Consider the following 20,472-nt stretch of genomic DNA (forward strand, 5'->3'; position numbering starts at 1 on the left):
CGGGACCACCCCTCAAGGAGGCACCACATGATCGTTCGCACCACCGCCGAGATCACCGATACCGATCGCCACATCAAGGGCAACAACGGTAACTGGGAGTCCAAGCGCATCGTCCTGGCCAATGACCGCGTGGGTTTCTCGTTCCACGAGACCACCATCGCCGCCGGCACGACCAACGACTTCCACTACGCCAACCACATCGAGGCCGTCTGGCTCACCCGCGGCAAGGGCACCCTGCGTGACCTCACCAACGACAAGGAGTACCCGCTAGCGGCGGGCTCGATGTACCTGCTCGACGGCAACGAGAAGCACCAGGTGATCGTGGAGGAGGAGATGCAGATGCTCTGCGTCTTCAACCCGCCCGTCGTGGGCGACGAGAACCACGACGAGAACGGCATCTACCCGCTCCTGCGCCTGCAGGACGACGGGTCGGTCGTCCGCGAGAAGTAGGACCCCGCACAGCGCAACCCCGCACAGGGCCTGGCCGCGTCGACGTCAGTCGAACGGCCAGGCCTTCTGCATGTCCTGATCCAGGCCCGGCTCGATGAGGTACTCGGTGCCGAACGCCAGCGCGTAGACGGCGGGCGGCATGCCCAGCATGAGGCCGATGTCGCTGGTCTGGCTGGCGTGGCACTCCATCGCGCGGCGCTTGAGGGCGAGGACGTCCTCGGGCAGGTCGACGGCCCAGGCGATCTCCGACTCGGGCACCCCGACGGGCTGTCCGTCGTCGCCGGTGAGGATCATCTCGCGCAGCTCGGCCACGTCCGAGCCGGCGGCGGCCAGCGCGTCGAAGACCTCGGTGACCTCGGGCCGGTCGAGCATCTCCAGCTGCGCGGACTGGTTGGTGGTGGACTCCATCAGCCGCGGTCGGCGTGCCGCGAGCTCGGCGGCCCGGCGGGTGAGCCGGTGCACCGCGATGTGGTCGGGATGGCCGTAGTTGCCGTGGTGGTCGTATCCGATCACCACGTCGGCGTCCTCGCGGTCGAGGATCCGGGCGAGTCGGCCGGCGGCCTCGTCGACGTCGGCCCGGTGCAGGCACAACGGGTCGTCGTTCTGGACCCAGCCGGTCATGCCGGAGTCGCGGTATCCCAGCCAGTCGAGGCGCTCGACGCCCAGGACGCGCGCGGCCGCACGGGCCTCCCCACGGCGATGGGCGACCACGTCGCCGTCGGCGCCCATTCCTTCGGGTCGTTGGCCGTGGTCACCGTCGGTGGCGAACACCGTCACCACGCGGTGTCCGGCACGGGCGGCGAGCGCCATCATCCCGGCGGTCTGGGACGACTCGTCGTCGGGGTGGGCGTGGACAAACACGATCGTGGACACCCCGACAGTCTGCCCTCCCGCGCGTGCGCACGGCGGGTGAGGCGCCGGGGCACGTCCGGTTCAGGGCATGTCGAGGGCGCGGACCCAGTCGCCGTGGCCGTGCGCCGTGGCGAGGGGACGGCCGTTGACGGCGACGACGAAGATGCCCTTGTGTCGCCGGATCGATTCCGGGATCTGCGTCGCGATCTCGGGCAGGAGGGTCACCCCCTCGACGGAGATCCACACCGCGCCGGCGCTACGGCAGAGCTCGGTGACGCGTCGGACGAACTCGGCCCGCTCCGGGGGCTCGAGGTAGCCGAGCACCGCGGTGTGGAAGACGACGGGGGTGGAGCCGTCGGGGCAGGCGGCGACGGCGGCCTCGACCTGCTCGACGAGGTCGCCGGTGATGATGTTCGGCGGGTCGGCGGCGGCGATGTCCAGGGCCGCGTCGAGGCGGGGCACACGCTCGGCCTGCTGGCCGGGCCAGATGAGGCTGCGGAGCCAGGCGCGGGAGTCGGGGTCCGCGGGGTCGATGGGGGCCAGGTCGACCCCGCCCCGGTGGACGATCTCGGGCAGGGAGCGCGGGCGGGGGACGCCGTCGCGCAGGTCGCACTCCAGGACCGGGACCTCGGCGGGGGTGACGGAGGTGGCCAGCTCGGCGGGCTGCAGTTCGTAGGTGTGGCCGCCGCCGAGGTCGTAGCGGTAGGCGTAGCGGTCCGGGTACAGGCACAGCCCGGCGGCGGCGCCCACCTCGACCAGTGAGAGCGAGCCGGGCAGCAGTGAGAGGAACGGCAGCAAAACCGCGCAGCGCTTGGCCTCGTTGGTCTGCGTGGAGTGGGTGAGTGCGATCTGCTCGACCTCGGCCCAGCGGGCGTGCAGGAAGTCGCGGAAGGCGGCGTAGTCCTCGGTCTCGGCGGCGCCGGCGTGGCGCGCGGCGGCGAACACCAGGACGGGCTGCCGCTTGATGCGGGGCAGGCGCGCGATGAGTTTACAGGTGTCGGGATCGGCGGCGATCCCGCGGGCCCAGGACAGATAGACGGGGGTGCGGCCGCGGACCTCGTACTCGGCGAATTCGGCGTAGCGGGTCGAGACGTCGTCGACGTGCGCGGAGTCCATGGCCCCAGCGTGGCATATCGGCGAGCCACCGCGTTCGCGGAAAAAGTATCAATGCCGGGGAGGGGAAGGCGACGCCGCGTGATCGTGGTCCACGTCTCAAGCCGTCCGGCCCGGCGGCTTGAGAGGCCTCAGGCCGTCCGGCCCGGCGGCTTGTTGACACTACGGCGAAGCTTGCTTGCACCTCTGCGAGGAACGACTCGGATTTTCGCAGTGGTGCCAACAAGCTCGGGCGCACCCGAGGCAGGCGCGGCCGGACCTGCATCGCGGGCGCCGGGGCTAGCCTGAGGGCCTTCGCGCGGGTATGGTTGGTGACGTATCAACAGTTCGCCGTACCAAGAGTACGACGACGACGACCTCACGCCCGCCGACCGTAGGAGAGCCTCATGTCAGACGAGACCGAGTTCATCGCAGCGAAGAACGCCTCCACCGACGGCGAGTTCGTCCGCGACGCCACCTACATCAACGACCGCGTGGTCAAGGGTCTGAAGCCGGGCAGCGACCCGGTGGGCGAGAAGATCGGCGAGATGCGCTGGCCCGTCGAGGCCGGCCGCTACCGCCTCATGGCCGCCCGGGCCTGCCCGTGGGCGAGCCGCTCGATCATCGTGCGCCGGCTCATGGGCCTGGAGGACGCCATCTCGATGGGGCTCGTCGGCCCGACGCACGACATCAACTCGTGGGTCTTCGACCTCGACCCGGATAAGAAGGATCCGGTGACCGGCCTGCACCGCCTGCAGGAGGCGTACTTCAACCGGATCCCCGACTATCCGCGCGGTATCACCGTGCCCGCCCTGGTCGATCTGCCGACGAAGTCCGTGGTGACCAACGCGTACCAGAAGCTCAACTTCGACATGCTCTCCGAGTGGACCGACTTCCACCGCGACGGCGCCCCGGACCTCTACCCGGAGGCCCACCGCGACGAGATCGACGAGCTCGACTCCTGGATCTACCCGACCGTCAACAACGGGGTGTACCGCTGCGGCTTCGCCGCCGAGCAGGGCGCCTACGAGAAGGCCTACGACGAGCTGTGGGCCTCGCTCGACCGCCTCGAGGAGCGCCTGGCCACGCGCCGCTACCTGGTGGGCGAGACCATCACCGCCGCAGACATCCGTCTGTTCACCACCCTGGTGCGCTTCGACGCGGTCTACCACGGTCACTTCAAGGCCAACCGCAGCAAGATCACCGAGATGCCCGCGCTGTGGGGCTATCTGCGCGACCTGTTCCAGACCCCCGGCTTCGGCGACACCTGCGACTTCCCGCAGATCAAGGAGCATTACTACAACGTCCACCGCGACGTGAACCCCACCGGGATCGTGCCCAAGGGACCGGACCTGGCAGGCCTCCTCACCCCGCACCACCGTGAGGAGCTGGGCGGCAGCCCGTTCGGCAGCGGCACCGCCCCGGGCCCCATCGCGGAGCCCTCCGAGCGAGTCCCCGCCGGTCACGGAGCGGAGTAGGCCTAGACTGGCACGCTGTGACCCCGGCGCCCCCCGCGATCGGCCGCTATCGCCGCAGCCTCCGACAGTTCATCATGTTCGGGATCGTCGGCGGCTCCGGCATGGTCGTCAACATGATCGTCACGGTCTTGATGAACAAGGCCAACGGCGGCACCCAGAACGCGCAGGACGTCCTGTTCCCGATCTCCGGCACGGAGTTCAACTTCCGCTTCACCACGCTGGTGTGGATCGTCGCGTTCCTGGTGGCGAACTTCTACAACTTCATGCTCAACCGGAACTGGACCTTCGGCGCGGGCGCCAAGGCCCCGTTCTGGCAGGAGTTCTGGCCGTTCCTGGTGGTGGGGTCGGTGGCGGCGATCGCGGGCATCTTCATCAAGCTCGCGTTCACCAACCCCACCTCGCCGCTGTACCTGCCGGAGCCGTTCTGGCATGAGGACGCGGGCATCCACTCCCGTGAGTACTGGAGCCAGCTGCTGACGATCGTCATCACGATGCCGATCAACTTCATCGTCAACAAGCTCTGGACGTTCCGCGCGGTGCGCAACCGCCATCAGGCGCGCACGGCGAGTGTGGACGAGCCCGCGCCGGCGCCGGACGCCGTGACCTAGGGGCGCCTCGTGGAGTCCTCGCCGCTGCTGTTGTGGTTCGACCTGACGGGCGTGTTCTTCTTCGCGTTGTCCGGAAACCTGCTGGCGGCGCGCAAGGACATCGACATCACCGGCGGCCTCGTGCTGGGCCTGCTGGCCGGCCTGGGCGGCGGCATCATCCGCGACGTCCTGCTGGGGGTCACGCCGCTCGCGCTGGCAAAGCCGGTCTACCTCATCCCGCCGGTCGTGGCGGCGGTGGCGGTGTATCTGATCGGCCCGATGGTGCACCGGGTGTCCACGCTCATCGTGGTGTTCGACGCGGCCGGCCTGGGGCTGTTCTGCACGTTCGGCGCCGCCCGCGCGCTCGATCACGGCATGCCGGTGGCCTCCGCGATCGGGCTGGGCGTGGTGACGGCGGTCGGCGGCGGGCTGATGCGCGACGTGGTGGCCAATGAGATGCCGGCGGTGTTCAGCGGGTCGAACCTGTACGTCGTCCCGGCCGCGACGGGCGCGGGCCTGACGGTGGTGGCCGTGGAGACTGGCACGTGGGGGCCGATCACCGCGACCGCCCTGGCCGCGTTCGTCATCGCGTTCCGCCTGCTCGCCTGGTGGCAGCAGTGGCGCGTGCCGCTGCAGATGCGCGGCTGGACCGTGCGTGACCTCGACGTGCTCCGCCGCCGGGAGAGGTCGGTGTACGGGCGTCCCGCGCGAGGCGGGGACGGTGTTGCTGGTCCGGCGCACGACCCCGAGGGCGACGACGACAACGCCCCCACCCACGGCCCCGACACCCGCGACGGTGACGGTGACGACGCCGGCGAGGGGCCCGGGCCGGGCCGCCGCCGGTAGGGTGTGCCGGTGCAGTATTACCTCAGCCTGCTGGGTTTCGCGGCGATCGATTCGCTCAACCTCCTGGCATTCGCCGTCATCGCAGGGCTGTGGCTGACTGCCGCCGGGAGCGGTCAGCCGTTCGCGCCCAAGGCGGCGCGGTTCACGGGCGGCGCGTTCTGCGGCATCGTGCTGTTGTCCCTGGTGTCCGTCTGGGTGATCGGCAACAACCAGGAGTTCGTCCGGAGCCTGTTCTACAACGTCTGGGCGATGGTCGTTCTGGCGGTGATCGGGCTGGTCATCACGGTGATGGGGATGCGCAAACCCGCGGAGGCCGCGGAGGAGAACGTCGAGGCCCCGCTCGCCCAGACGGTGTTGCAGAAGTTCGGCATCCTGGCCACGGGTGTCTCGCTCGGGGTGATCCAGTCGGGCACGTCGGCGCCGTTCGCGGCCGGCATGGTGCTCATCTCGTTCGCCGAGGAACCGTGGTGGGCCCAGCTCCTGCAGATCTTCTTCTTCGGGGTGATCGCGATCCTGCCGAGCGTCGCCCTGATCGTCACTCTTGCGCGCGTCAGCTCCTCGAGGGTGGCCACCGCGACGCAGAAGATCGGCCGCTTCCTCTCCTTCGGCCGGGTGGCCGGGCGGATCCTCACACTCGTAGTGGGGATCGCGCTGCTCGTGGTGGCGGCGGTGCGGATCGTGCAGCTCACCGGGGTGTTGTCGTAGACCGCGCCTAGTGTGCCGGCCACCACCGCACCGGTGGGATGCCGAACAGACGGAGATCTCATGCAGAACGACACGCAGGACGGGGCCACCGCCGCTACCGCCGACGCCACTACCGCCCTCGCCACCGGGAGCGGCTCGGTGCTGTGCGAGGACGGGCTGCGGCGGCCACCGTGGGCGGCCCGCGATCCGCTACTGCGGGAGTACTACGACACCGAGTGGGGCATGCCCGTCCACGACGAGGCCGGGCTGTACGAGCGGCTCGTGCTGGAGGGGTTCCAGTCCGGGCTGAGCTGGGTGACGATCCTGCGTAAGCGCCCGGCGTTACGGGAGGCTTTCGCGGGGTTCTCGCCCGATGCGGTGGCGGCCTTCGGCGCCGATGACGTCGAGCGGCTCATGGCCGATCAGCGCATCGTGCGCAACGGCCGCAAGATCGATGCCGCGATCAGCAACGCCCGCGCGGTGGTCGAGCTCCGTTCCGACGGCGGGCTGTCGCAGCTCATCTGGTCGTACCGGCCCGAGGCCACGCCCGAGCCGCGGGTCATGGAGCAGGTGCCCACGCAGTCGCCCGAATCGGTCGCGTTGGCAAAAGAGCTCAAGCGGCGGGGCTTTCGCTTCGTCGGGCCGGTGACGGTGTTCGCACTGATGGAGGCCATCGGGGTGGTGGACACCCACCTCATGGATTCGCACCGCAGGGGCACGTCCGGGATCTGGGCCTCCGGTTCAACGGGGTAGTGGGGCGAGGTCCGCGGCCCGTGATGAGGTGGCCGGCGGGGCGCCCGGACCGGGAGCGACTGGTTCGATAGGGGCGGCCAGCGAGCCTGCTGCGGACATCCTGCCGGTGACCGGGCCGTTCGCGCACTCCGGGATTCCGCGCACCTCGGCCATCCGCTCCAGCGATCGGTCGAGGGCGTCGGTGGACAGTGCCCCGTTCGCCAGTGCGCCCTCGACCGAGTCGAGCGCCTCGCCGATGCCGGCGGTGGTGATCCACAGCGGGGAGTCGGCGCCGGCGATCAGGGCTTCGGTCACCGACCGGGGCAGCGGGAAGGAGTCGGAGACGGCCTTCATCCCGGAGAGGTCATCGGTGAAGATCGGCCCCTCGAACGCGGGGGCGCCGTAGCCGCGCCCCTCCCGCAGCAATCGGTACGCGGCGCGGGAGAGCGACGCCGGCCGGTCCGCGCCCGTCAGGCCGGGGACCAGTTGGTGCCCCAGCATCATCCCGGCTCCGGGCGTGGCGGCCAGCTCCGCGAAGGGCCGCAGGTCGTGGGCCGCGAGCTGGTCGAGCGGCGGCACCGTCACGGTGGTGAAGTGGCTGTCGCCGGAGGAGCGGCCGTGCCCGGGGAAGTGCTTGAACACCGGGGTGATCCCGGCGTCCTGCAGCCCGGCGGCGAACGCGCGGGCATACTCGGTCACACGGGCCGGGTCGGGGGAGAAGGAGCGGTCGCCGATCACGGCCTGGTCAGGTTGGTCCGATACGTCCAGAGACGGGGCGAAGTCCACCGTCACACCCATGCGGTTCAGGAACTCACCGCGCGTGCGGGCGGTCGCCCGGACCTGCTCGGGACTCATGGTGGAGGCCATGACCCGTGCCGAGGGCATCGGCCCCGCGTACGGCGCGATGCGGGAGACGCGGCCGCCCTCCTCGTCGATCGCGACCAGCAGCGGCAGCGGGGCGGTCTTCTGGAGCTCGGCCAGGCCACTGCCGGAGACCGCCTCGCCGACGACGCCCGAGCCGATGAACACACCGCCGATGTTGTGCTGCTCCACGGCCTGGCGGGCGTCGGCCATCGAGCTCACGCCCACGGTGAACAGCTGCGCGATCCGCTCGCGTTGGCTGAGTGCGGCGAACGGCGAGTCGCACGGCGCGGTGGGCGGCGCCGTGGCGACGTCGGCTGGGGTGGTGTCGGCCGCGGGCGGGGGCGCCTGATCCGCGGGCTCGCCGGTACCGCAACTGACCAGCGCTAAAGCGGTGATCGAGGCGGCAGCCGTCAGGCGGAGCCGGCGGAGACGAAACACGCTCTCCAATGTATCGGCCGTTCGCTCATCCACCGCATCGCCGACGTGGCAGGGCCGGGCTCACGCCGGGTCGGAGCGACACCGAGCATGACCGGGGCGGGTCGCTAGTCAGTCTCGGATAGGGGGCGGGCCTGGTTCGACCCGTTGCCCGGACAGATTCCGCCGAGGATGAGCTCCGTTCGTCGGTCGTAGTCGGCGCGGGCTGGCCGCGTACGACCGTGTTTCAACGCGAGGGCGTTGTCTGTGGTCAACATCTGGAAATCGCCAGCCGTGACTTCGGGGGCCAGGACGCCGGCGGAATGCCCGTCCGCGACGAGTTCGCAGTGGAAGGCGTCCCCGGCGCGACACAGTTCCATGAGTGGCTCGGAATCCGGGAACTCCTGCACGAGGACATCATTGACTGCAGGCAGCGAGTGTTGCAGGGTGCGAATCGCACGGACATACGCGACTACTCGTTCCCGTACTTCTCCGATTGACCGGGCCTCATCGATGACGTTCATGAGTTCGACCGCCACCACTTCGTCTATGACGGCATCGATCAGGCCGACCCTCCCGCCGAAACGGTTGAAGATGGTCGCCTTGCTCACGCGAGCGGCCGCGGCGATGTCCTCGAGCGGTACAGACAAGCCGCGCTCTCGGAACAGTTCCACCGCGGCAGCGCGGATCGCGTCGACATTGCGGCGGGCATCGGCGCGCAGTGTTGAGGACGACGACATGTAGCCACAGGGCCTTCCTGGTCGCAGAGGCAACTTGACCAGTCGGGTCAATTTCCCTCACCATGGTACCCGGCAACAAGTTGACCCACCTAGTCAATTTGTGGACGCCAGACCCGGCGCGCGCCTTCCCGGCGAAAGGACCTACGTGTGATCATCGTGACCGGAGCAACAGGCGTGCTCAACGGGGCGACCGTCGAGCGCCTCCTCGAGCGCATCGACCCGAGTGGCATCGGGGTCAGTGTTCGAGATCCCCGCCGGGCTCAGCACCTGGCCGAACGAGGGATCCGAGTACGGCAGGGGACCTACGACACCCCGGATGCTCTCCGTGCCTCGTTCGCCGACGCAAAACAGGTGCTGCTCGTTTCTTCCAGTGACCTCAGCGCGGACGTCGTCCGACAGCACCGGTCTGCGATCGATGCAGCTGTAGCGGCCGGAGCCGAACGGATCCTGTACACGAGCGCTCACGGGACCGGGTTCGGCACGCCCTACCCGCCACTCGAGATCCACGCTGCCACCGAGGACTACCTGGCGGGTTCCGGAGTCGCGTGGACTGCCCTGCGAAACGGCTTCTACGGCGATCTCGGACAGCTGCTCGGCCCGTGGCGGAAGACGGGGACGATAGCCAAGCCCGCAGACGGGCCGTTCTCCTGGGTCGACCGCCGCGACGCCGCAGATGCCGCGGCCGCGATCCTCACTGCCGACAGACAACCGGACGGTCCTGTGGATCTGACTCTGTCGTCACCCGTCACCCTCGCAGATTTCGCTTCCGCGGCCTCTGAGCTCACCGGGCGCCACATCGAACGAGTCGTCGTCGACGATGAAGAATGGGTGGACGGCGAAGTGGCGAACGGAATTCCCGAGCCGGCAGCGCGCTTCACACTCTCCATGTTCCAGGCGACACGGAGCGGCCATTTCGCACAGCCCGGCTTCACGCTCGCGCGATTGCTCGGTCGGGAGCCGCGCAGCATTGCGGAGCAGTTGGCCGATCAATCCACAGGGGTGTGCGACGCGCGCAGCTGACGAGTTCACCGGCCGTCAACCTGAATGTGTGACTGTGCGCGGGTGAACCAGATGCTTGATCGTCGGCTCGGTCTGACCGACGCGGTGGTGGTGGGGCTCGGCGCGATGATCGGCGCCGGCGTGTTCGTGGCGTTCGCCCCCGCCGCGGCCCGCGCCGGCTCGCTCGTGTGGGCCTCGCTCGCGATCGCCGCGCTGGTGGCGGTCTGCAACGCCCTGTCCTCGGCCCGGCTGGCCGCCCAGTTCCCCGCCGCCGGCGGAACCTACGTCTACGGCCGCGAACTTCTGGGCCCGCTGCCCGGGTTCCTCGCCGGCTGGGGATTCATCGTGGGCAAGACCGCCTCGTGCGCGGCCATGGCCCTCACCGTGGGGCTGTACATCTGGCCGGGGCACGCGAAACTCGTCGCGGCGGCAGCCGTTCTCCTGCTCACCGTGCTCTCGGTGCTGGGGGTGCAACGCACGGCGGCCGTGGCCAAGGTGCTGGTGGCGATCGTGCTGATTGTCCTCGCGGTATTTCTCGTGATGGCCTGGGTCGCGCCGTCCGGCGGCGGCACGGAGGCCGTCGCGGCCGGGTCGGGCACAGCCGGAATGGGTGCCGCGGAGGCGGGGCTTGTCCCGGTGCCCGCGGTCGACGGCGAGGCATGGCCCGCACGGCTACTCGGCGTCCTCGGTGGCGCCGGCTTCTGCTTCTTCGCTTTTGCCGGCTATGCCCGCATCGCCACGCTCGGCGAGGAGGTGCGCGACCCGGCCCGCACGATCCCGAAGGCCGTGGTGCTGGCGATCTCGCTGGTCATCGTGGTTTACGCGCTGGTGCTGGCCGCGATCATCCACGTCCTCGGGGTCGGCGGTGTCGCAGCCGGGGCCGCACCGGTGCTCGAGGCAGCGGAACGCATCGGCGGCGGCGAGCTCGCCCCGGTCGTGCGGATCGCCGCAGGGATCGCCGCGCTCGGTGCGTTGCTCGGCGGGATCCTCGGCGTCTCGCGCACGACGCTCGCGATGGCCCGCGACCGGCACCTGCCCGCGCCGCTCGCCTCCGTCCACACCACGCGCCGGACGCCGTACGTCGCCGAGATCTGCGTGGGTGTGCTCGTCGCGGTGATCGTCCTGCTCGCCGACGTACGCCAGGCGATCGGATTCTCCTCATTCGCCGTGCTCGTCTACTACCTGGTGGCCAACACCGCGGCCCTGCGCCTGGACCGCAGATGCCGGCGGTTGCCGGCCTGGGTGCCGGTGCTCGGGGCGCTCGGCTGTGTGACGGTCGCCGGGAGTCTGCCGTGGGAGTCGGTGGTCGGCGGTGTCGTCGTCTTCGTCGTCGGCGGAGCGGTGTACGCGGTGACCCGGCGCGGCATGGTGCAGCCCGCCGCGCGATCCCACCAGGCGTAACGTCGGGAACATGACCGACGCCGAACCACACGCCCGCCTGCTCCCGTCGCACCTGCGCCGTCCCGTGATCGGGGCGCCCATGGCCGGCGGGCCCACCACCGGAGAGCTCATCGCCGCGGTCGGCGAGGCCGGCGGGCTCGGACTGATCGGCTCCGGATACCTGGATGCGCAGGCCACCCGCGCCGAGATCGCGCGCGTCCGCGAGCTCACCGACGCGCCGTTCGGCGTCAACGTTTTTCTGCTTGACAGGGCCGACTCCGAGGCGGCCCTCGACGCCGCGGGCGGCATGGCCGGGCTCGAGAAGTACGCGGAGGGCTTGCAGCCCGTTGCCGAGCGGCTGGGCATCGCGCTGGCCGAGGACCCGCAGTTCACCGACTTCGACCAGGACGCCACCATCGACGCGCTGGTCGAGGAGGCGGTGCCGGTCGTCTCGTTCACGTTCGGGATCCCGGGCGCCGATGTGGTGAAGCGGCTGCAGGAGGCGGGGTCGGCGGTGGTCGTGACCGTTGCCGGCGTCGAGGATGCGCGGCGGGCCGTCGAGGTGGGGGCGGACTGGTTGTCCGTGCAGAGCGCCGAGGCCGGCGGGCACCGATCCACCACGGCGGTGGGGGAGGAGCCCGACGACATCACCACCGTCGAGCTGGTGCGGGCCGTCCGCGCGGCACTGCCGGACGTGGAGTTCGTGGCCGCCGGCGGAATCGTCACCCCGGAGGACGTTTCCGCTGCGCTGGCCGCCGGTGCGACCGGCGTGCAGCTCGGGACCGTGCTGCTGCGCACGCCCGAGGCCGGCACGAGCGCGCTGCACAGGGCGGCACTGGGCGATCCGCGGTTCACCGAGACGCGGCCCACCCGCTGCTACACGGGGCGCTACGCTCGCGCGCTGGTCAACGACTTCGTGGCCGAGCACCACGACGCAGCCCCGGCCGCGTATCCGCACTTGCACATCCTCACCGGGCCGATGCGTAAAGCCGCCGTCCAGGCGGGCGACATCGACGTGCCGCCGCTGTGGGCCGGGTCGCGGTGGCGGGCTGCTGATGCCTACGCCGATCGGCCGGCCGGCGAGGTGGTTGCCGAGCTTTGGGATGACGCGCGGCCCTCAGTGGGCTGATTCTTCAGCCGGGAGCCCCCCGGATTCCGCAGCCTCGAGTCGGCATTCGTTGGCCTCGGAGCGGCCGGAGGGTAGGCAGCGAATTCTCGTGTACTGAGGCGGGCCTGGCTCCAGGGAACCCGAACGGGCGCTGCCTGTGTGAGGACCCCGCCTGAAGATCGCCTGAGTTTCGGTGGCGCGCGCTCGGGCCGATCACAAGTTCGAGGAGTGGAACTTAATGGGCAACGATGGCGCGGCTTCCGAACGACCAGCGAAGTTGTGCGACATGACCCGACTATTGTGTCGTAGATCACTGCATGCTACGTTCTGGTAACACTGTTCGTGAACGTCAACAATCTTTGACGTTGACTCCCGGAAGGGGAAAAAGATGGGTTCACTCACGGCGTCCACTGAAGCTATGGGCGGCGGCGTCCTGGATCTGCTCACCATCATGGCCGGCATCGACGGACTCGTTGGTGCCATGTTCGGTTCCATTGGCGACCTCATCGGTGTCGGCAACGGTGCCGTCTGACTCTGGCTAGTCGGCAATAACTGATCGCCATCCACTCACATCGCAGAATGCAAAGGAAGCACCATGCTATTCGGATCAATTGACAACGTCTTCGGCGCCGTCGAGGGCAGTGTCGCGGGCTTCGGAGAGTTCATCGGAACCCTGCTCGGCACCGGCACAGGCAGCGTTGCCGGCCTGTTCTCCAACGTCCTCGAGGCGATCTACGCCGGTAGCGGCCAGGAAATCCCGGTCTAAAGCTTCGAGTTCGTAGCGAATACTCCGATCGACCCCCGGGCAACAACCTGGGGGTCGATCGATTTGGGTGCGTGGCGTCAGGAGTTGGCGCGGCGCTCGGCCTCGCTCCCGATGTCGGCCAGATCCTGCTCCATGGTCTTGCGGGTCGAGTTCAGCGCGACCTTGCCCATCGCGCCCATGACTACCCGGGAGATGGCCGGGGCGTGCGCGGTTTCCGCGCTGAAGTGCATGAACAGGGTTGTGCCCCCGTCGGCGTCGGCAGTCAAGGTGAACACGGTCTTGTATTCGGTCCCGCCGTTCTCGGCAACGATCGTGGTGGAGTGCGGTGCGTCCGCGGTCTGCACCATCATCTCCTCGGTCGATTTCATGCCGAACATCTTGCGGGTCTCGCGCCAGCGAAAGCCCGGCTCGTAGACGCCGGCGGTCAGGATCTCCACTGACAACACACCGGAAAGGGTGCGGTGTGCGTTGGGGATGTCGGTGAGGACGGCCCACACAGTGTCGGGGTCGGCGTCAACGTGGCGGGACAGGTCAAGCTGCATGGGCTCGAGTGTAGTGCCGCTCGGCGTCTCAATCGGGGCAGCGGGGAACACGGCGTCGTGAAATGCACGGCGCCGGCATCCCTTCCCCATGAGTGGATGCCGGCGCGATGCCGACCGGTCAGCGGGCCAGCCCGCTAGTGGTCGTTCTTGGGTCAGGATCCCCAGTTGGCGAGGTTACCGCCGAGGACCCAGAGGATATTGCCGAGGAAGCCGGTGCTGACATCGAGGATGCCGGAGCCGGTGTTGAACATGACTGAACCCCAGCCGAGCTGGTTGAGAATATCGGAGAACATAGTGGTGGTCCCTTCGACGGAGGTGCGGCGTGGACACGTCGCGTTGAACTGAGTTCGCCGCTGGGTCTCAAGGGCCCCGTGGTGGACTCGCCCCACATATCTGTGATTCGAATCACAGTGTTACGGCCAGTCTTCGGCACGTTGCTCTGGTAGACGAGGTTCTCCGCGCAGTCGGACATCTGAGATTTACAGATGCCCTGTTCGCCAACAGCTGTGGCCACCGTCGCCGCGATTGTTTCGATCGAGTCACAAGCGTCAGGTCGTCGCCATGTAGGCGGGCAGTCGGCGATGCGTGGGAGCTGGAGAGCTTGGTGTATCGCTAGATCCGGTGCGGCCGGAGTGTCGGCGCGGGGACGAAGTCGACCACTGTTGTGGGAGGCCAGCGGTTCACTGTGTCGCGCTTGGTGCGATGGGCCGGGCGGAGATGCGTCGAGCGACGCGAGGTGGAGTTGCCGGTCATGCATCCCGGCGAAGGAGTCGTTCGCGATGGCGCGGGGAGGCACCGAAGGGGGTGTCGCTAATTTAACGCCTTCGGTATGGCGCGCGTAACGAGGCGTTGGCGAGAATTCGCCCTCTTACGGGGTTCGCGACGGATCGAGCTACCCAAGCTGGAGCCGGCGAAATGGCCAGCGCTGGCACCGCCCGAAGGCGATGCCAGCGCTAAGGCGTTGAGGCTGCGCTAACTAAGCGCAGCCTGGTCGGATCACTCCGACAGCGAGCCGGTGGCCTGTGCGACCAGGTCGCCGAAGAAGCTGAGGACGTCGCCGAAGAGGCCAGCGCCACCGTCGACCACGGCGGAGCCGGTGTCAACGGCGTTGGAGCCGGCGGCGAGGCCGGGGAGGAAGTCAGCGATGGAACCCATGTGGTGATCCTTTCGTCGTGGGCGGCGCGAGGGTGCACCGCTCCCAGTGCGGTCGAGTCGTTGAGAACGCTGGGGTTCGCCAATGACTCACGTCAGGACGTTACGTATGGGGTGCGGTGCCGTCATCCGTAGAGCGAGAATGAAATTGAGGAAACGTCGGCACTTTCTTTATAGCGGCAGCTAGTTCGGCGCGCGGATCTTCATGTGTAATTTGGCTCATAATGTCCACAGTGCCTGCCTGGTTCGCAGCGCGAGTTGTTGAGTTGCGCATCTCCGAAATACACAACGCCGGCATCCGTCCGAAGACGAATGCCGGCGCTGTGTTGACCGGTTAGCGGGCTGGGCCGCTAGTTGGTCGGAGTGAAATCACTCACCGACGACGATGCCCTCGAGCGAACCGGTGACGGTGTCGAAGATGCCGTTGGCGGCGGCGGAGCCGGTGCCAAGGAAGCCGTTGGCGGCGGCGGAGCCGGTGCTGACGAAGCCCTCGATGGCGCCGAGGAAGGTCTGGAAGATGTCGGTGATGGAACCCATGGTGGAGTCCTTTCGTTGTGAGCGGCACCGTGCTGCGCCGCTGCTCTCGTATTGCGGTCCGTGATGGACTCGTGAAGTACATCCCGAACTCGCTACGAAACGTTACGTCGGAACCCCGACATCTCCATCTTGAGGGGTTGTCGCACAGGGGTTCTCGGATGTGGGGCGACTTATCGACGCTGGTTAGCGCCCCAAACTTGGACGTCTGTAATGTACGTCACAAACCAGAAAATCTGTGTAATCGGCGTACGCATAGCCCTTCGCCACCGCCCGCCGGGCCCGCGGGGGACAATGGCCGCATGACTGCGCACCCGCCCGCCTCACCCGCGACCGTCCCCCTGCCGGCCGGCTTCCGAGCCCATGCCGGCTCCGCGGGTCTGCGCGAGGAGGGTGATGACGTTGTCGTCGTCGTCAACGAGGGTCCCGCCCCCGCGTCGTCGGCCGTCTTCACCCGGTCCCTCTTCGCCGGCCCCTCGGTGGTCCTCAGTCGCGCCAACGCCGCCTCCGGCCGCGCGCGGGGCCTGGTGGTGGTGGCCAAGAACGCCAACGTCGCCACCGGTGAGCAGGGCATGGCCAACGCGCGCGAGGTGCTCGACCGCGCTGCGGCGTCCGTCGGCGTGCCGCCGGAGGACCTACTCATCGCCTCCACCGGCGTGATCGGCCGCCAGTACCCCATGGACCTGCTGCGCACCCACCTCGACGGGCTCGCCGGCGCCGAGTTCGGCTCCGACGCCCTGGCCGTGGCCGCCGCCATGATGACCACCGACACCCACCCCAAGACCTCCGTGCGGGAAATGACGACGACCACGGGGTCCACCGCCCAGGTCGTGGGCGTGGCCAAGGGGGTCGGAATGGTCGAGCCCGACATGGCCACGATGATCGCCGTGATCTTCACCGACGCCGCCGTGGAGCCGGGCGTGCTCGATGCGGCGTTCCGGGCCGCGGTGGACGACACCTTCAACTGCCTGTCCGTCGACACTGACACCTCCACCTCCGACACCGCGATCGCGTTCGCCAGCGGCACGGCGGGCGAGGTGGCCGAGGACGAACTCCGCGACGCGCTCACGGCCGTGTGCCTGGACCTGACCCGGCAGCTCGCCCGCGACGGCGAGGGCGCCACCAAGCTGCTGACCGTCGAGGTGACCGGCGCGCGCGACCGCGACCAGGCCAAGCGGGTTGCCAAGGCGATCCTCAACTCGCCGCTGGTCAAGACCGCCGTGCACGGGGCCGACCCCAACTGGGGCCGCGTCGCGATGGCGATCGGAAAATGCAGCGACGACACCGACATCGACCCGGAGCGCGTGACGATCGTCTTCGGCGACCTCGAGACCTACCCCGCCTTCCCCGGCGAGGCCGAGCTCGAGCGGCTCACCGAGATCATGCGGGCCGAGGAGGTCACCATCGCCGTGGACTTGGGCGTGACGGGCGGTGCTGACGGTTCCGGGGATGGGTCGGCGGGCGGTTCCTGCACCGTCTACGGCTGCGACCTCACCCGCGAGTACATCGCCATCAACGCGGACTACACGACGTGACGGGCGGATCCGGTGCTGCCGGGATCGGCGAGCCCGAGGCCCACGGCGGGTCTGCGCTCTCCACCGCCGACCTCGAGGCGATCCGTGCCGTGTTCGCCCGCCGCCTCTACGTCATGGACACAAAACAGTGGGACGGCTACGGGCCGTGCCACACCGAGGACGTGGTGAGCAAGTCCTGGGCGGCCGGCGGCGGCGAGGCGCAGGTGCAGGGACGGCAGGCACTCACCGCGAAGATCCGCGACACCCTCGACGGGGCCTCGCCGGTCACGAGCGTCCACCACGGGCACACGCCGCTGATCGAGTACGCCGGGCCCCACCCGGAGACGGGCGAGCCGACCGCCACCGGAATCTGGGCCATGGAGGACCGCCTGTGGTGGCAGGTCGACGGCCGCGAGCGCTGGCTGCACGGCTGGGGCCACTATCACGAGCGCTACCGCCGGGTGGACGGCCACTGGCTCATCTCGTACCGGCGGCTCGAGCGGATCCGCGTGGACACCGGCTGGTCGCAGGACTGAGCGGCCCGGCCCCTGCACGCGTTATACCCGCACCCCCGGTAACCGCCGGACGTCGCCCGGCCCTCGGTTGCAAGACATCGACCTACGGTTGCACGACTTCTCGTTCGAGGATCGGGCAGATTTCGCCATTCTTGTCGTGCAACCGGGGCGGGGTGTCTTGCAACCGCGGAGGCGGGGCGGGGTGTCTTGCAACCGCGGAGGTGGGGCGGGGTGTCTTGCAACTGCGGAGGTGGGGCGGCGCCGTCCGGCGGCTGCGGCCGCGTCAGGCGGTGCCGTCGACCAGTTCGCGCTCGGCGCCCTCGTATAGAGGGACGTAGCCGTTCTTCCTGGTGAGCACGTAGACCGGCTCGTCGAAGGTGCTGGTGTCGAAGGCCTGCTCGCGCAGCTCGGTCTTGCGGCTCTTGAACGTCGAGGTGTGCTCGAGTTCGGCGGAGAGGCGGATGAACGCCGGGACCGCGTACGCCGGCAGGGACTTGCGCAACGCGTCGGCCATGGCCTGACCGTCGAACTCCGCGCTGTCGTGCAGGCGGATCGCGGCCATGCCGGCCTTGCCGTCGGCGCCCGTGACCGGCACGCCGTAGACCACGGCCTGGTCCACACCGGGCTGGGTGCCGACCGCGGCCTCGACCTCGGTCGTGGCCACGTTCTCACCCTTCCAGCGGAACGTGTCCCCGAGCCGGTCGACGAACGAGGCGTGCTTGAGGCCCTGGTTCATCATGAGGTCGCCCGAGATGAACCAGGCGTCGCCGTCGGCGAACGCGTCGCGGACGATCTTCTTCTCGGTGGCCTCCGGGTCGGTGTAGCCGTCGAAGGGCTGCGACGCCGATATACCACTGAGGAGCAGGCCCACACCGCCCTTGCCGACCTTCGACAGGCGACCATCAGCGCCGCGGCGGGGCTCGCCGGTCTCCGGGTCGTAGTCCACGATCGCGAAATCCATCGGGCAGTAGCCCGTGGACCGCGGCACGTTGAACGCGTTGACAAAGGCGATGTTGCACTCGCTGGCCGCATAGAACTCGCAGATCCGGTCGATGCCGAACCGCTCGGTGAACTGGTCCCAGATCTCGGGGCGCAGGCCGTTGCCGGTCATCACGCGGATCGAGTGGTCGCGATCGCCGGGTCCGGGCTCCTGATTGAGCAGGTAACGGCAGATCTCGCCGATGTAGATCGCGGCGGTCGCCCCGGAGGCACGCGCCTGATCCCAGAACTTGGAGGCGGAGAAGTGCTCCTCGATCGCCATGCAGGCGCCCGCGGCCAGGACGCAGCCGAGCCCCACCGTCAGGGCGTTGTTGTGGTACATCGGCAGCGGGCAGAGCAGGACGTCGTCCTTCTTCAACCGCACTCCGGACAGGCCGAAGCCGGCCAGGGCCCGGTTCCACCGGTAGTGCGACATCGTCGACGCCTTGGGCAGGCCCGTCGTACCGGAGGTGAAGATGTAGTACGCGGTCTCGGTGCCGACGGTCTGGGCGGCGTCCGGGAAATCGGTCTCGCCCACCGAGTCCTCGAGCGCGGCGAGCTCGTCCTCGAGCCACGTCAGATCGGACATCGACTCCGGCCGGTCACCCGCGATGAGGCCGCGCTGCGGCAGGTCGACGGGCGAACTGACCGCGATGAGCGTGCCGCTCCAGTCCTCGCGCGGAATGGAGTTGACGGTCTCGGCGCACTCGGCGCCCGCCAGCACCACCTTCGACTCGATGATCTTCTGCGAGTGGTCGAGCACGTCGCCGCGCTGATGGTGATTGAGCAGGCCCACCGACGCGCCGGCCTTGGCCGCGCCCAGGATCGCGAGCATCACCTCGGTGCGGTTGGTCATGCACACGCCCACCGTGTCGCCGCGGGTGACGCCGTGATCCTTGAGGACCGCCGCTACGCGGTTGGCGCGCAGGTTGGCCTCGCCGTAGGAGACCTCCGTGCCGAGGAAACGCAGGAACGGGGCGTCGGGCTGCGAGGCCGCCAGGGACTCGAACCGCGTGCCGATCGACACGTGGTCGCTCGGGCGGGAGGTCCGCACGATCCGCAGCCCGTTCAGCACGGACGGCAGGTCCGCGATGATCGACGGGAGCCCCTTGGCCAGGTCCATCGGGCTTAGCGTGCGGGCGCCTTCGACACCGCTGGTGGTCGCTGAGGTCTTGTCTGTCACGGCTGCTCCTCGGTGGCGGCGGGGCGGTGGGTGGACGTACCGACGGTGTCCGCATTGTCGTCGTCATCGACGGTCTTGTGGGGGTCTTTCGCACCGACCGCCCCGGACAGGTCCCGGACGGGGTCGCCGGCGAGGCCGCGCCAGGCCAGGTCCACGACGACCCGCGCGGCCACCGACGTGGGCATGGCCCCGTGGGCGACCCGGTCGCCCACCGCCTCACCCGCGCCGACCAGCGCGGTGGCCACCACCTCGAGGTTCTCGCGGCTGCGCTCGTCACCCCAGTGCTGCTGCAGGACGTCCGTGGTGAGATCGACCAGGCCCGAGCGGATCTTCTCGACCTCCCCGCGGAAGGCCGGCTCGGCGAAGGCCTGGCGGTAGACGACGTTCCACGAGTCGGGGTGCTCGTCGACGTACTCGAGGAACGACTGCACCACGCTCTCGAGGCGGCCGCGCGGACCGGAGCCGGCGAGCGCCGCGGCGGTGAGCTGGTCGATTAGCCGCCCGGACTCGCGGACCACGCAGGCCGTGAACAGCTCCTCCTTGGAGCCGTAATAGAGGTAGAGCATCGGCTTGGAGATCTTCGCGTCGCGCGCGATGGTGTCCATGGAGGCGGAGCGGTAGCCGAGGTCGGCGAACACGCGGATCGCGGAGTCGAGCATCTGCTGCTCACGGATAGCGCGTGGGATGCGCTTGGTCCCGGTCGACACAGGGCTCCTCCCGGCGGGTCGTGGGTGTGTTCTGCCACACTAACTTACCCGCCAGTAAGGACTCGTGGTCAGCGCTACCTACGAAATGGCGCGAAGCGGGGTGCTAGTCTTTCGGCGTCGGGGTGCCCCTGAGGTGCCCGCGGAACCGCATCTTTTTTCGTGAATCGCAGGGAGAACTCGATGAGCTTCGGCACCGGAGCGCTCGCCAGCGCAGTAGGCGGAATCGTCCTCGGCGGCATCGTTGCGTTCGGGCTGAACACCTCGATGGCCGAGAACACGATCCCCGAGGTGCCGCAGCCGCCCGCCGACCAGGCGCTGCTCGGCCAGGTCGAGTACGGCGCGCGCTAGCCGCCCG

General features: G+C 69.0%; 23 protein-coding genes and 1 pseudogene. 14 read left to right on the top strand and 10 right to left on the bottom strand.

The annotated features are described in order from the left end of the window. The first annotated feature begins 27 nt into the window (after nt 1-27). A complete protein-coding gene (locus tag K3888_RS12055) occupies nt 28-450 on the top strand; it encodes an ectoine synthase (RefSeq protein ID WP_230930513.1) in 423 nt (140 codons plus the stop codon). A gap of 45 nt (nt 451-495) precedes the next feature. Here K3888_RS12055 and K3888_RS12060 read toward each other — a convergent pair whose 3' ends face one another. Both K3888_RS12060 and K3888_RS12065 read right to left on the bottom strand, forming a co-directional pair. Beyond that, nucleotides 496-1,323 (bottom strand): PIG-L deacetylase family protein, encoded by an 828-nt coding sequence (locus tag K3888_RS12060; protein ID WP_230930514.1) that lies wholly within the window; start codon nt 1,321-1,323, stop codon nt 496-498. Nucleotides 1,324-1,383: 60 nt separating this feature from the next. Then, nucleotides 1,384-2,418, bottom strand: coding sequence for a DUF2332 domain-containing protein (locus K3888_RS12065; protein ID WP_230930515.1), 1,035 nt, complete (start codon nt 2,416-2,418; stop codon nt 1,384-1,386). Between the two features lie 383 nt (nt 2,419-2,801). On the opposite strand from K3888_RS12065, the gene K3888_RS12070 reads away from it, so the two are divergent. From K3888_RS12070 to K3888_RS12090, 5 genes are all read left to right on the top strand, one after another. Further along, nucleotides 2,802-3,872, top strand: coding sequence for a glutathione S-transferase family protein (locus K3888_RS12070; RefSeq protein WP_230930516.1), 1,071 nt, complete (start codon nt 2,802-2,804; stop codon nt 3,870-3,872). Nucleotides 3,873-3,946: 74 nt separating this feature from the next. Then, on the top strand, nt 3,947-4,480 hold the full coding sequence (locus tag K3888_RS12075) for a GtrA family protein (protein WP_230930609.1): 534 nt from the start codon (nt 3,947-3,949) through the stop codon (nt 4,478-4,480). A gap of 9 nt (nt 4,481-4,489) precedes the next feature. Beyond that, nucleotides 4,490-5,305, top strand: coding sequence for a trimeric intracellular cation channel family protein (locus tag K3888_RS12080; RefSeq protein WP_230930517.1), 816 nt, complete (start codon nt 4,490-4,492; stop codon nt 5,303-5,305). A gap of 9 nt (nt 5,306-5,314) precedes the next feature. Continuing rightward, a complete protein-coding gene (locus K3888_RS12085; RefSeq protein WP_230930518.1) occupies nt 5,315-6,010 on the top strand; it encodes a hypothetical protein in 696 nt (231 codons plus the stop codon). Between the two features lie 60 nt (nt 6,011-6,070). Continuing rightward, a complete protein-coding gene (locus K3888_RS12090) occupies nt 6,071-6,742 on the top strand; it encodes a DNA-3-methyladenine glycosylase I (RefSeq protein ID WP_230930519.1) in 672 nt (223 codons plus the stop codon). Here the strand turns inward: K3888_RS12090 and K3888_RS12095 are convergent. Both K3888_RS12095 and K3888_RS12100 read right to left on the bottom strand, forming a co-directional pair. Continuing rightward, nucleotides 6,731-8,023 carry a glycoside hydrolase family 3 N-terminal domain-containing protein gene (locus tag K3888_RS12095; RefSeq protein WP_230930520.1) on the bottom strand — a complete coding sequence of 431 codons (1,293 nt, stop codon included), beginning with the start codon at nt 8,021-8,023 and terminating at the stop codon, nt 6,731-6,733. The genes K3888_RS12090 and K3888_RS12095 overlap by 12 nt on opposite strands. 104 nt (nt 8,024-8,127) lie before the next feature. Next, complete coding sequence (locus K3888_RS12100; protein ID WP_230930521.1) at nt 8,128-8,739, bottom strand: TetR/AcrR family transcriptional regulator; 612 nt, start codon at nt 8,737-8,739, stop codon at nt 8,128-8,130. A 147-nt stretch (nt 8,740-8,886) separates the two neighbouring features. On the opposite strand from K3888_RS12100, the gene K3888_RS12105 reads away from it, so the two are divergent. The 5 genes from K3888_RS12105 to K3888_RS12125 all read left to right on the top strand — a co-directional run bounded on the left by K3888_RS12105 (nt 8,887) and on the right by K3888_RS12125 (nt 12,992). Beyond that, complete coding sequence (locus K3888_RS12105; protein WP_230930522.1) at nt 8,887-9,759, top strand: NAD(P)H-binding protein; 873 nt, start codon at nt 8,887-8,889, stop codon at nt 9,757-9,759. Between the two features lie 51 nt (nt 9,760-9,810). Then, nucleotides 9,811-11,139 (top strand): APC family permease, encoded by a 1,329-nt coding sequence (locus K3888_RS12110; RefSeq protein WP_230930610.1) that lies wholly within the window; start codon nt 9,811-9,813, stop codon nt 11,137-11,139. A 10-nt stretch (nt 11,140-11,149) separates the two neighbouring features. Then, entirely contained in the window at nt 11,150-12,247 is a 1,098-nt protein-coding gene (locus tag K3888_RS12115; RefSeq protein ID WP_230930523.1) for an NAD(P)H-dependent flavin oxidoreductase, read from the top strand. 367 nt (nt 12,248-12,614) lie between these two features. Then, complete coding sequence (locus K3888_RS12120) at nt 12,615-12,758, top strand: hypothetical protein (protein WP_230930524.1); 144 nt, start codon at nt 12,615-12,617, stop codon at nt 12,756-12,758. A gap of 63 nt (nt 12,759-12,821) precedes the next feature. After that, complete coding sequence (locus K3888_RS12125; RefSeq protein WP_230930525.1) at nt 12,822-12,992, top strand: hypothetical protein; 171 nt, start codon at nt 12,822-12,824, stop codon at nt 12,990-12,992. A gap of 77 nt (nt 12,993-13,069) precedes the next feature. On the opposite strand, the gene K3888_RS12130 is transcribed toward K3888_RS12125, so the two are convergent. The 4 genes from K3888_RS12130 to K3888_RS12145 all read right to left on the bottom strand — a co-directional run bounded on the left by K3888_RS12130 (nt 13,070) and on the right by K3888_RS12145 (nt 15,223). Then, complete coding sequence (locus K3888_RS12130) at nt 13,070-13,534, bottom strand: SRPBCC family protein (RefSeq protein WP_230930526.1); 465 nt, start codon at nt 13,532-13,534, stop codon at nt 13,070-13,072. 152 nt (nt 13,535-13,686) lie between these two features. Further along, nucleotides 13,687-13,827, bottom strand: coding sequence for a hypothetical protein (locus K3888_RS12135; RefSeq protein ID WP_182633267.1), 141 nt, complete (start codon nt 13,825-13,827; stop codon nt 13,687-13,689). 703 nt (nt 13,828-14,530) lie between these two features. After that, nucleotides 14,531-14,689: a hypothetical protein gene (locus K3888_RS12140; protein ID WP_230930527.1), complete on the bottom strand. Its 159-nt coding sequence runs from the start codon at nt 14,687-14,689 to the stop codon at nt 14,531-14,533. Nucleotides 14,690-15,055: 366 nt separating this feature from the next. Then, nucleotides 15,056-15,223, bottom strand: a complete 168-nt coding sequence (locus K3888_RS12145) for a hypothetical protein (protein WP_230930528.1) — start codon at nt 15,221-15,223, stop codon at nt 15,056-15,058. A gap of 299 nt (nt 15,224-15,522) precedes the next feature. On the opposite strand from K3888_RS12145, the gene argJ reads away from it, so the two are divergent. Both argJ and K3888_RS12155 read left to right on the top strand, forming a co-directional pair. Next, the gene (gene argJ / locus K3888_RS12150) at nt 15,523-16,755 is read left to right on the top strand and encodes a bifunctional glutamate N-acetyltransferase/amino-acid acetyltransferase ArgJ (RefSeq protein ID WP_230930529.1); all 1,233 of its coding nucleotides are present in this window, start codon (nt 15,523-15,525) and stop codon (nt 16,753-16,755) included. Nucleotides 16,756-16,778: 23 nt separating this feature from the next. Next, nucleotides 16,779-17,270, top strand: a complete 492-nt coding sequence (locus K3888_RS12155; RefSeq protein WP_230930611.1) for a nuclear transport factor 2 family protein — start codon at nt 16,779-16,781, stop codon at nt 17,268-17,270. A gap of 262 nt (nt 17,271-17,532) precedes the next feature. Here the strand turns inward: K3888_RS12155 and K3888_RS12160 are convergent, their stop codons facing one another. Both K3888_RS12160 and K3888_RS12165 read right to left on the bottom strand, forming a co-directional pair. Then, nucleotides 17,533-19,410, bottom strand: coding sequence for a long-chain-acyl-CoA synthetase (locus K3888_RS12160; RefSeq protein ID WP_372459571.1), 1,878 nt, complete (start codon nt 19,408-19,410; stop codon nt 17,533-17,535). A gap of 107 nt (nt 19,411-19,517) precedes the next feature. Next, nucleotides 19,518-20,117 (bottom strand): annotated as a pseudogene (locus tag K3888_RS12165) (TetR/AcrR family transcriptional regulator); the annotation flags it as partial. A gap of 180 nt (nt 20,118-20,297) precedes the next feature. Between K3888_RS12165 and K3888_RS12170 the strand changes: the two are divergent. Further along, a complete protein-coding gene (locus tag K3888_RS12170) occupies nt 20,298-20,465 on the top strand; it encodes a DUF2613 domain-containing protein (protein WP_230930530.1) in 168 nt (55 codons plus the stop codon). The last annotated feature ends 7 nt before the right edge of the window (nt 20,466-20,472 follow it).

The organism is Dietzia aurantiaca (assembly GCF_021033825.1).
Taxonomy (GTDB): domain Bacteria; phylum Actinomycetota; class Actinomycetes; order Mycobacteriales; family Mycobacteriaceae; genus Dietzia; species Dietzia aurantiaca.

Bases quoted from the DNA above. Each gene is read 5' to 3' on its own strand.
- argJ (WP_230930529.1), top strand. From the start codon at position 15,523: ATGACTGCGCACCCGCCCGCCTCACCCGCGACCGTCCCCCTGCCGGCC.
- K3888_RS12130 (WP_230930526.1), bottom strand. From the start codon at position 13,534: ATGCAGCTTGACCTGTCCCGCCACGTTGACGCCGACCCCGACACTGTG.
- K3888_RS12140 (WP_230930527.1), bottom strand. From the start codon at position 14,689: ATGGGTTCCATCGCTGACTTCCTCCCCGGCCTCGCCGCCGGCTCCAAC.
- K3888_RS12120 (WP_230930524.1), top strand. From the start codon at position 12,615: ATGGGTTCACTCACGGCGTCCACTGAAGCTATGGGCGGCGGCGTCCTG.
- K3888_RS12100 (WP_230930521.1), bottom strand. From the start codon at position 8,739: ATGTCGTCGTCCTCAACACTGCGCGCCGATGCCCGCCGCAATGTCGAC.
- K3888_RS12090 (WP_230930519.1), top strand. From the start codon at position 6,071: ATGCAGAACGACACGCAGGACGGGGCCACCGCCGCTACCGCCGACGCC.
- K3888_RS12125 (WP_230930525.1), top strand. From the start codon at position 12,822: ATGCTATTCGGATCAATTGACAACGTCTTCGGCGCCGTCGAGGGCAGT.
- K3888_RS12170 (WP_230930530.1), top strand. From the start codon at position 20,298: ATGAGCTTCGGCACCGGAGCGCTCGCCAGCGCAGTAGGCGGAATCGTC.
- K3888_RS12110 (WP_230930610.1), top strand. From the start codon at position 9,811: ATGCTTGATCGTCGGCTCGGTCTGACCGACGCGGTGGTGGTGGGGCTC.
- K3888_RS12135 (WP_182633267.1), bottom strand. From the start codon at position 13,827: ATGTTCTCCGATATTCTCAACCAGCTCGGCTGGGGTTCAGTCATGTTC.
- K3888_RS12055 (WP_230930513.1), top strand. From the start codon at position 28: ATGATCGTTCGCACCACCGCCGAGATCACCGATACCGATCGCCACATC.
- K3888_RS12075 (WP_230930609.1), top strand. From the start codon at position 3,947: ATGTTCGGGATCGTCGGCGGCTCCGGCATGGTCGTCAACATGATCGTC.
- K3888_RS12115 (WP_230930523.1), top strand. From the start codon at position 11,150: ATGACCGACGCCGAACCACACGCCCGCCTGCTCCCGTCGCACCTGCGC.
- K3888_RS12145 (WP_230930528.1), bottom strand. From the start codon at position 15,223: ATGGGTTCCATCACCGACATCTTCCAGACCTTCCTCGGCGCCATCGAG.
- K3888_RS12065 (WP_230930515.1), bottom strand. From the start codon at position 2,418: ATGGACTCCGCGCACGTCGACGACGTCTCGACCCGCTACGCCGAATTC.
- K3888_RS12070 (WP_230930516.1), top strand. From the start codon at position 2,802: ATGTCAGACGAGACCGAGTTCATCGCAGCGAAGAACGCCTCCACCGAC.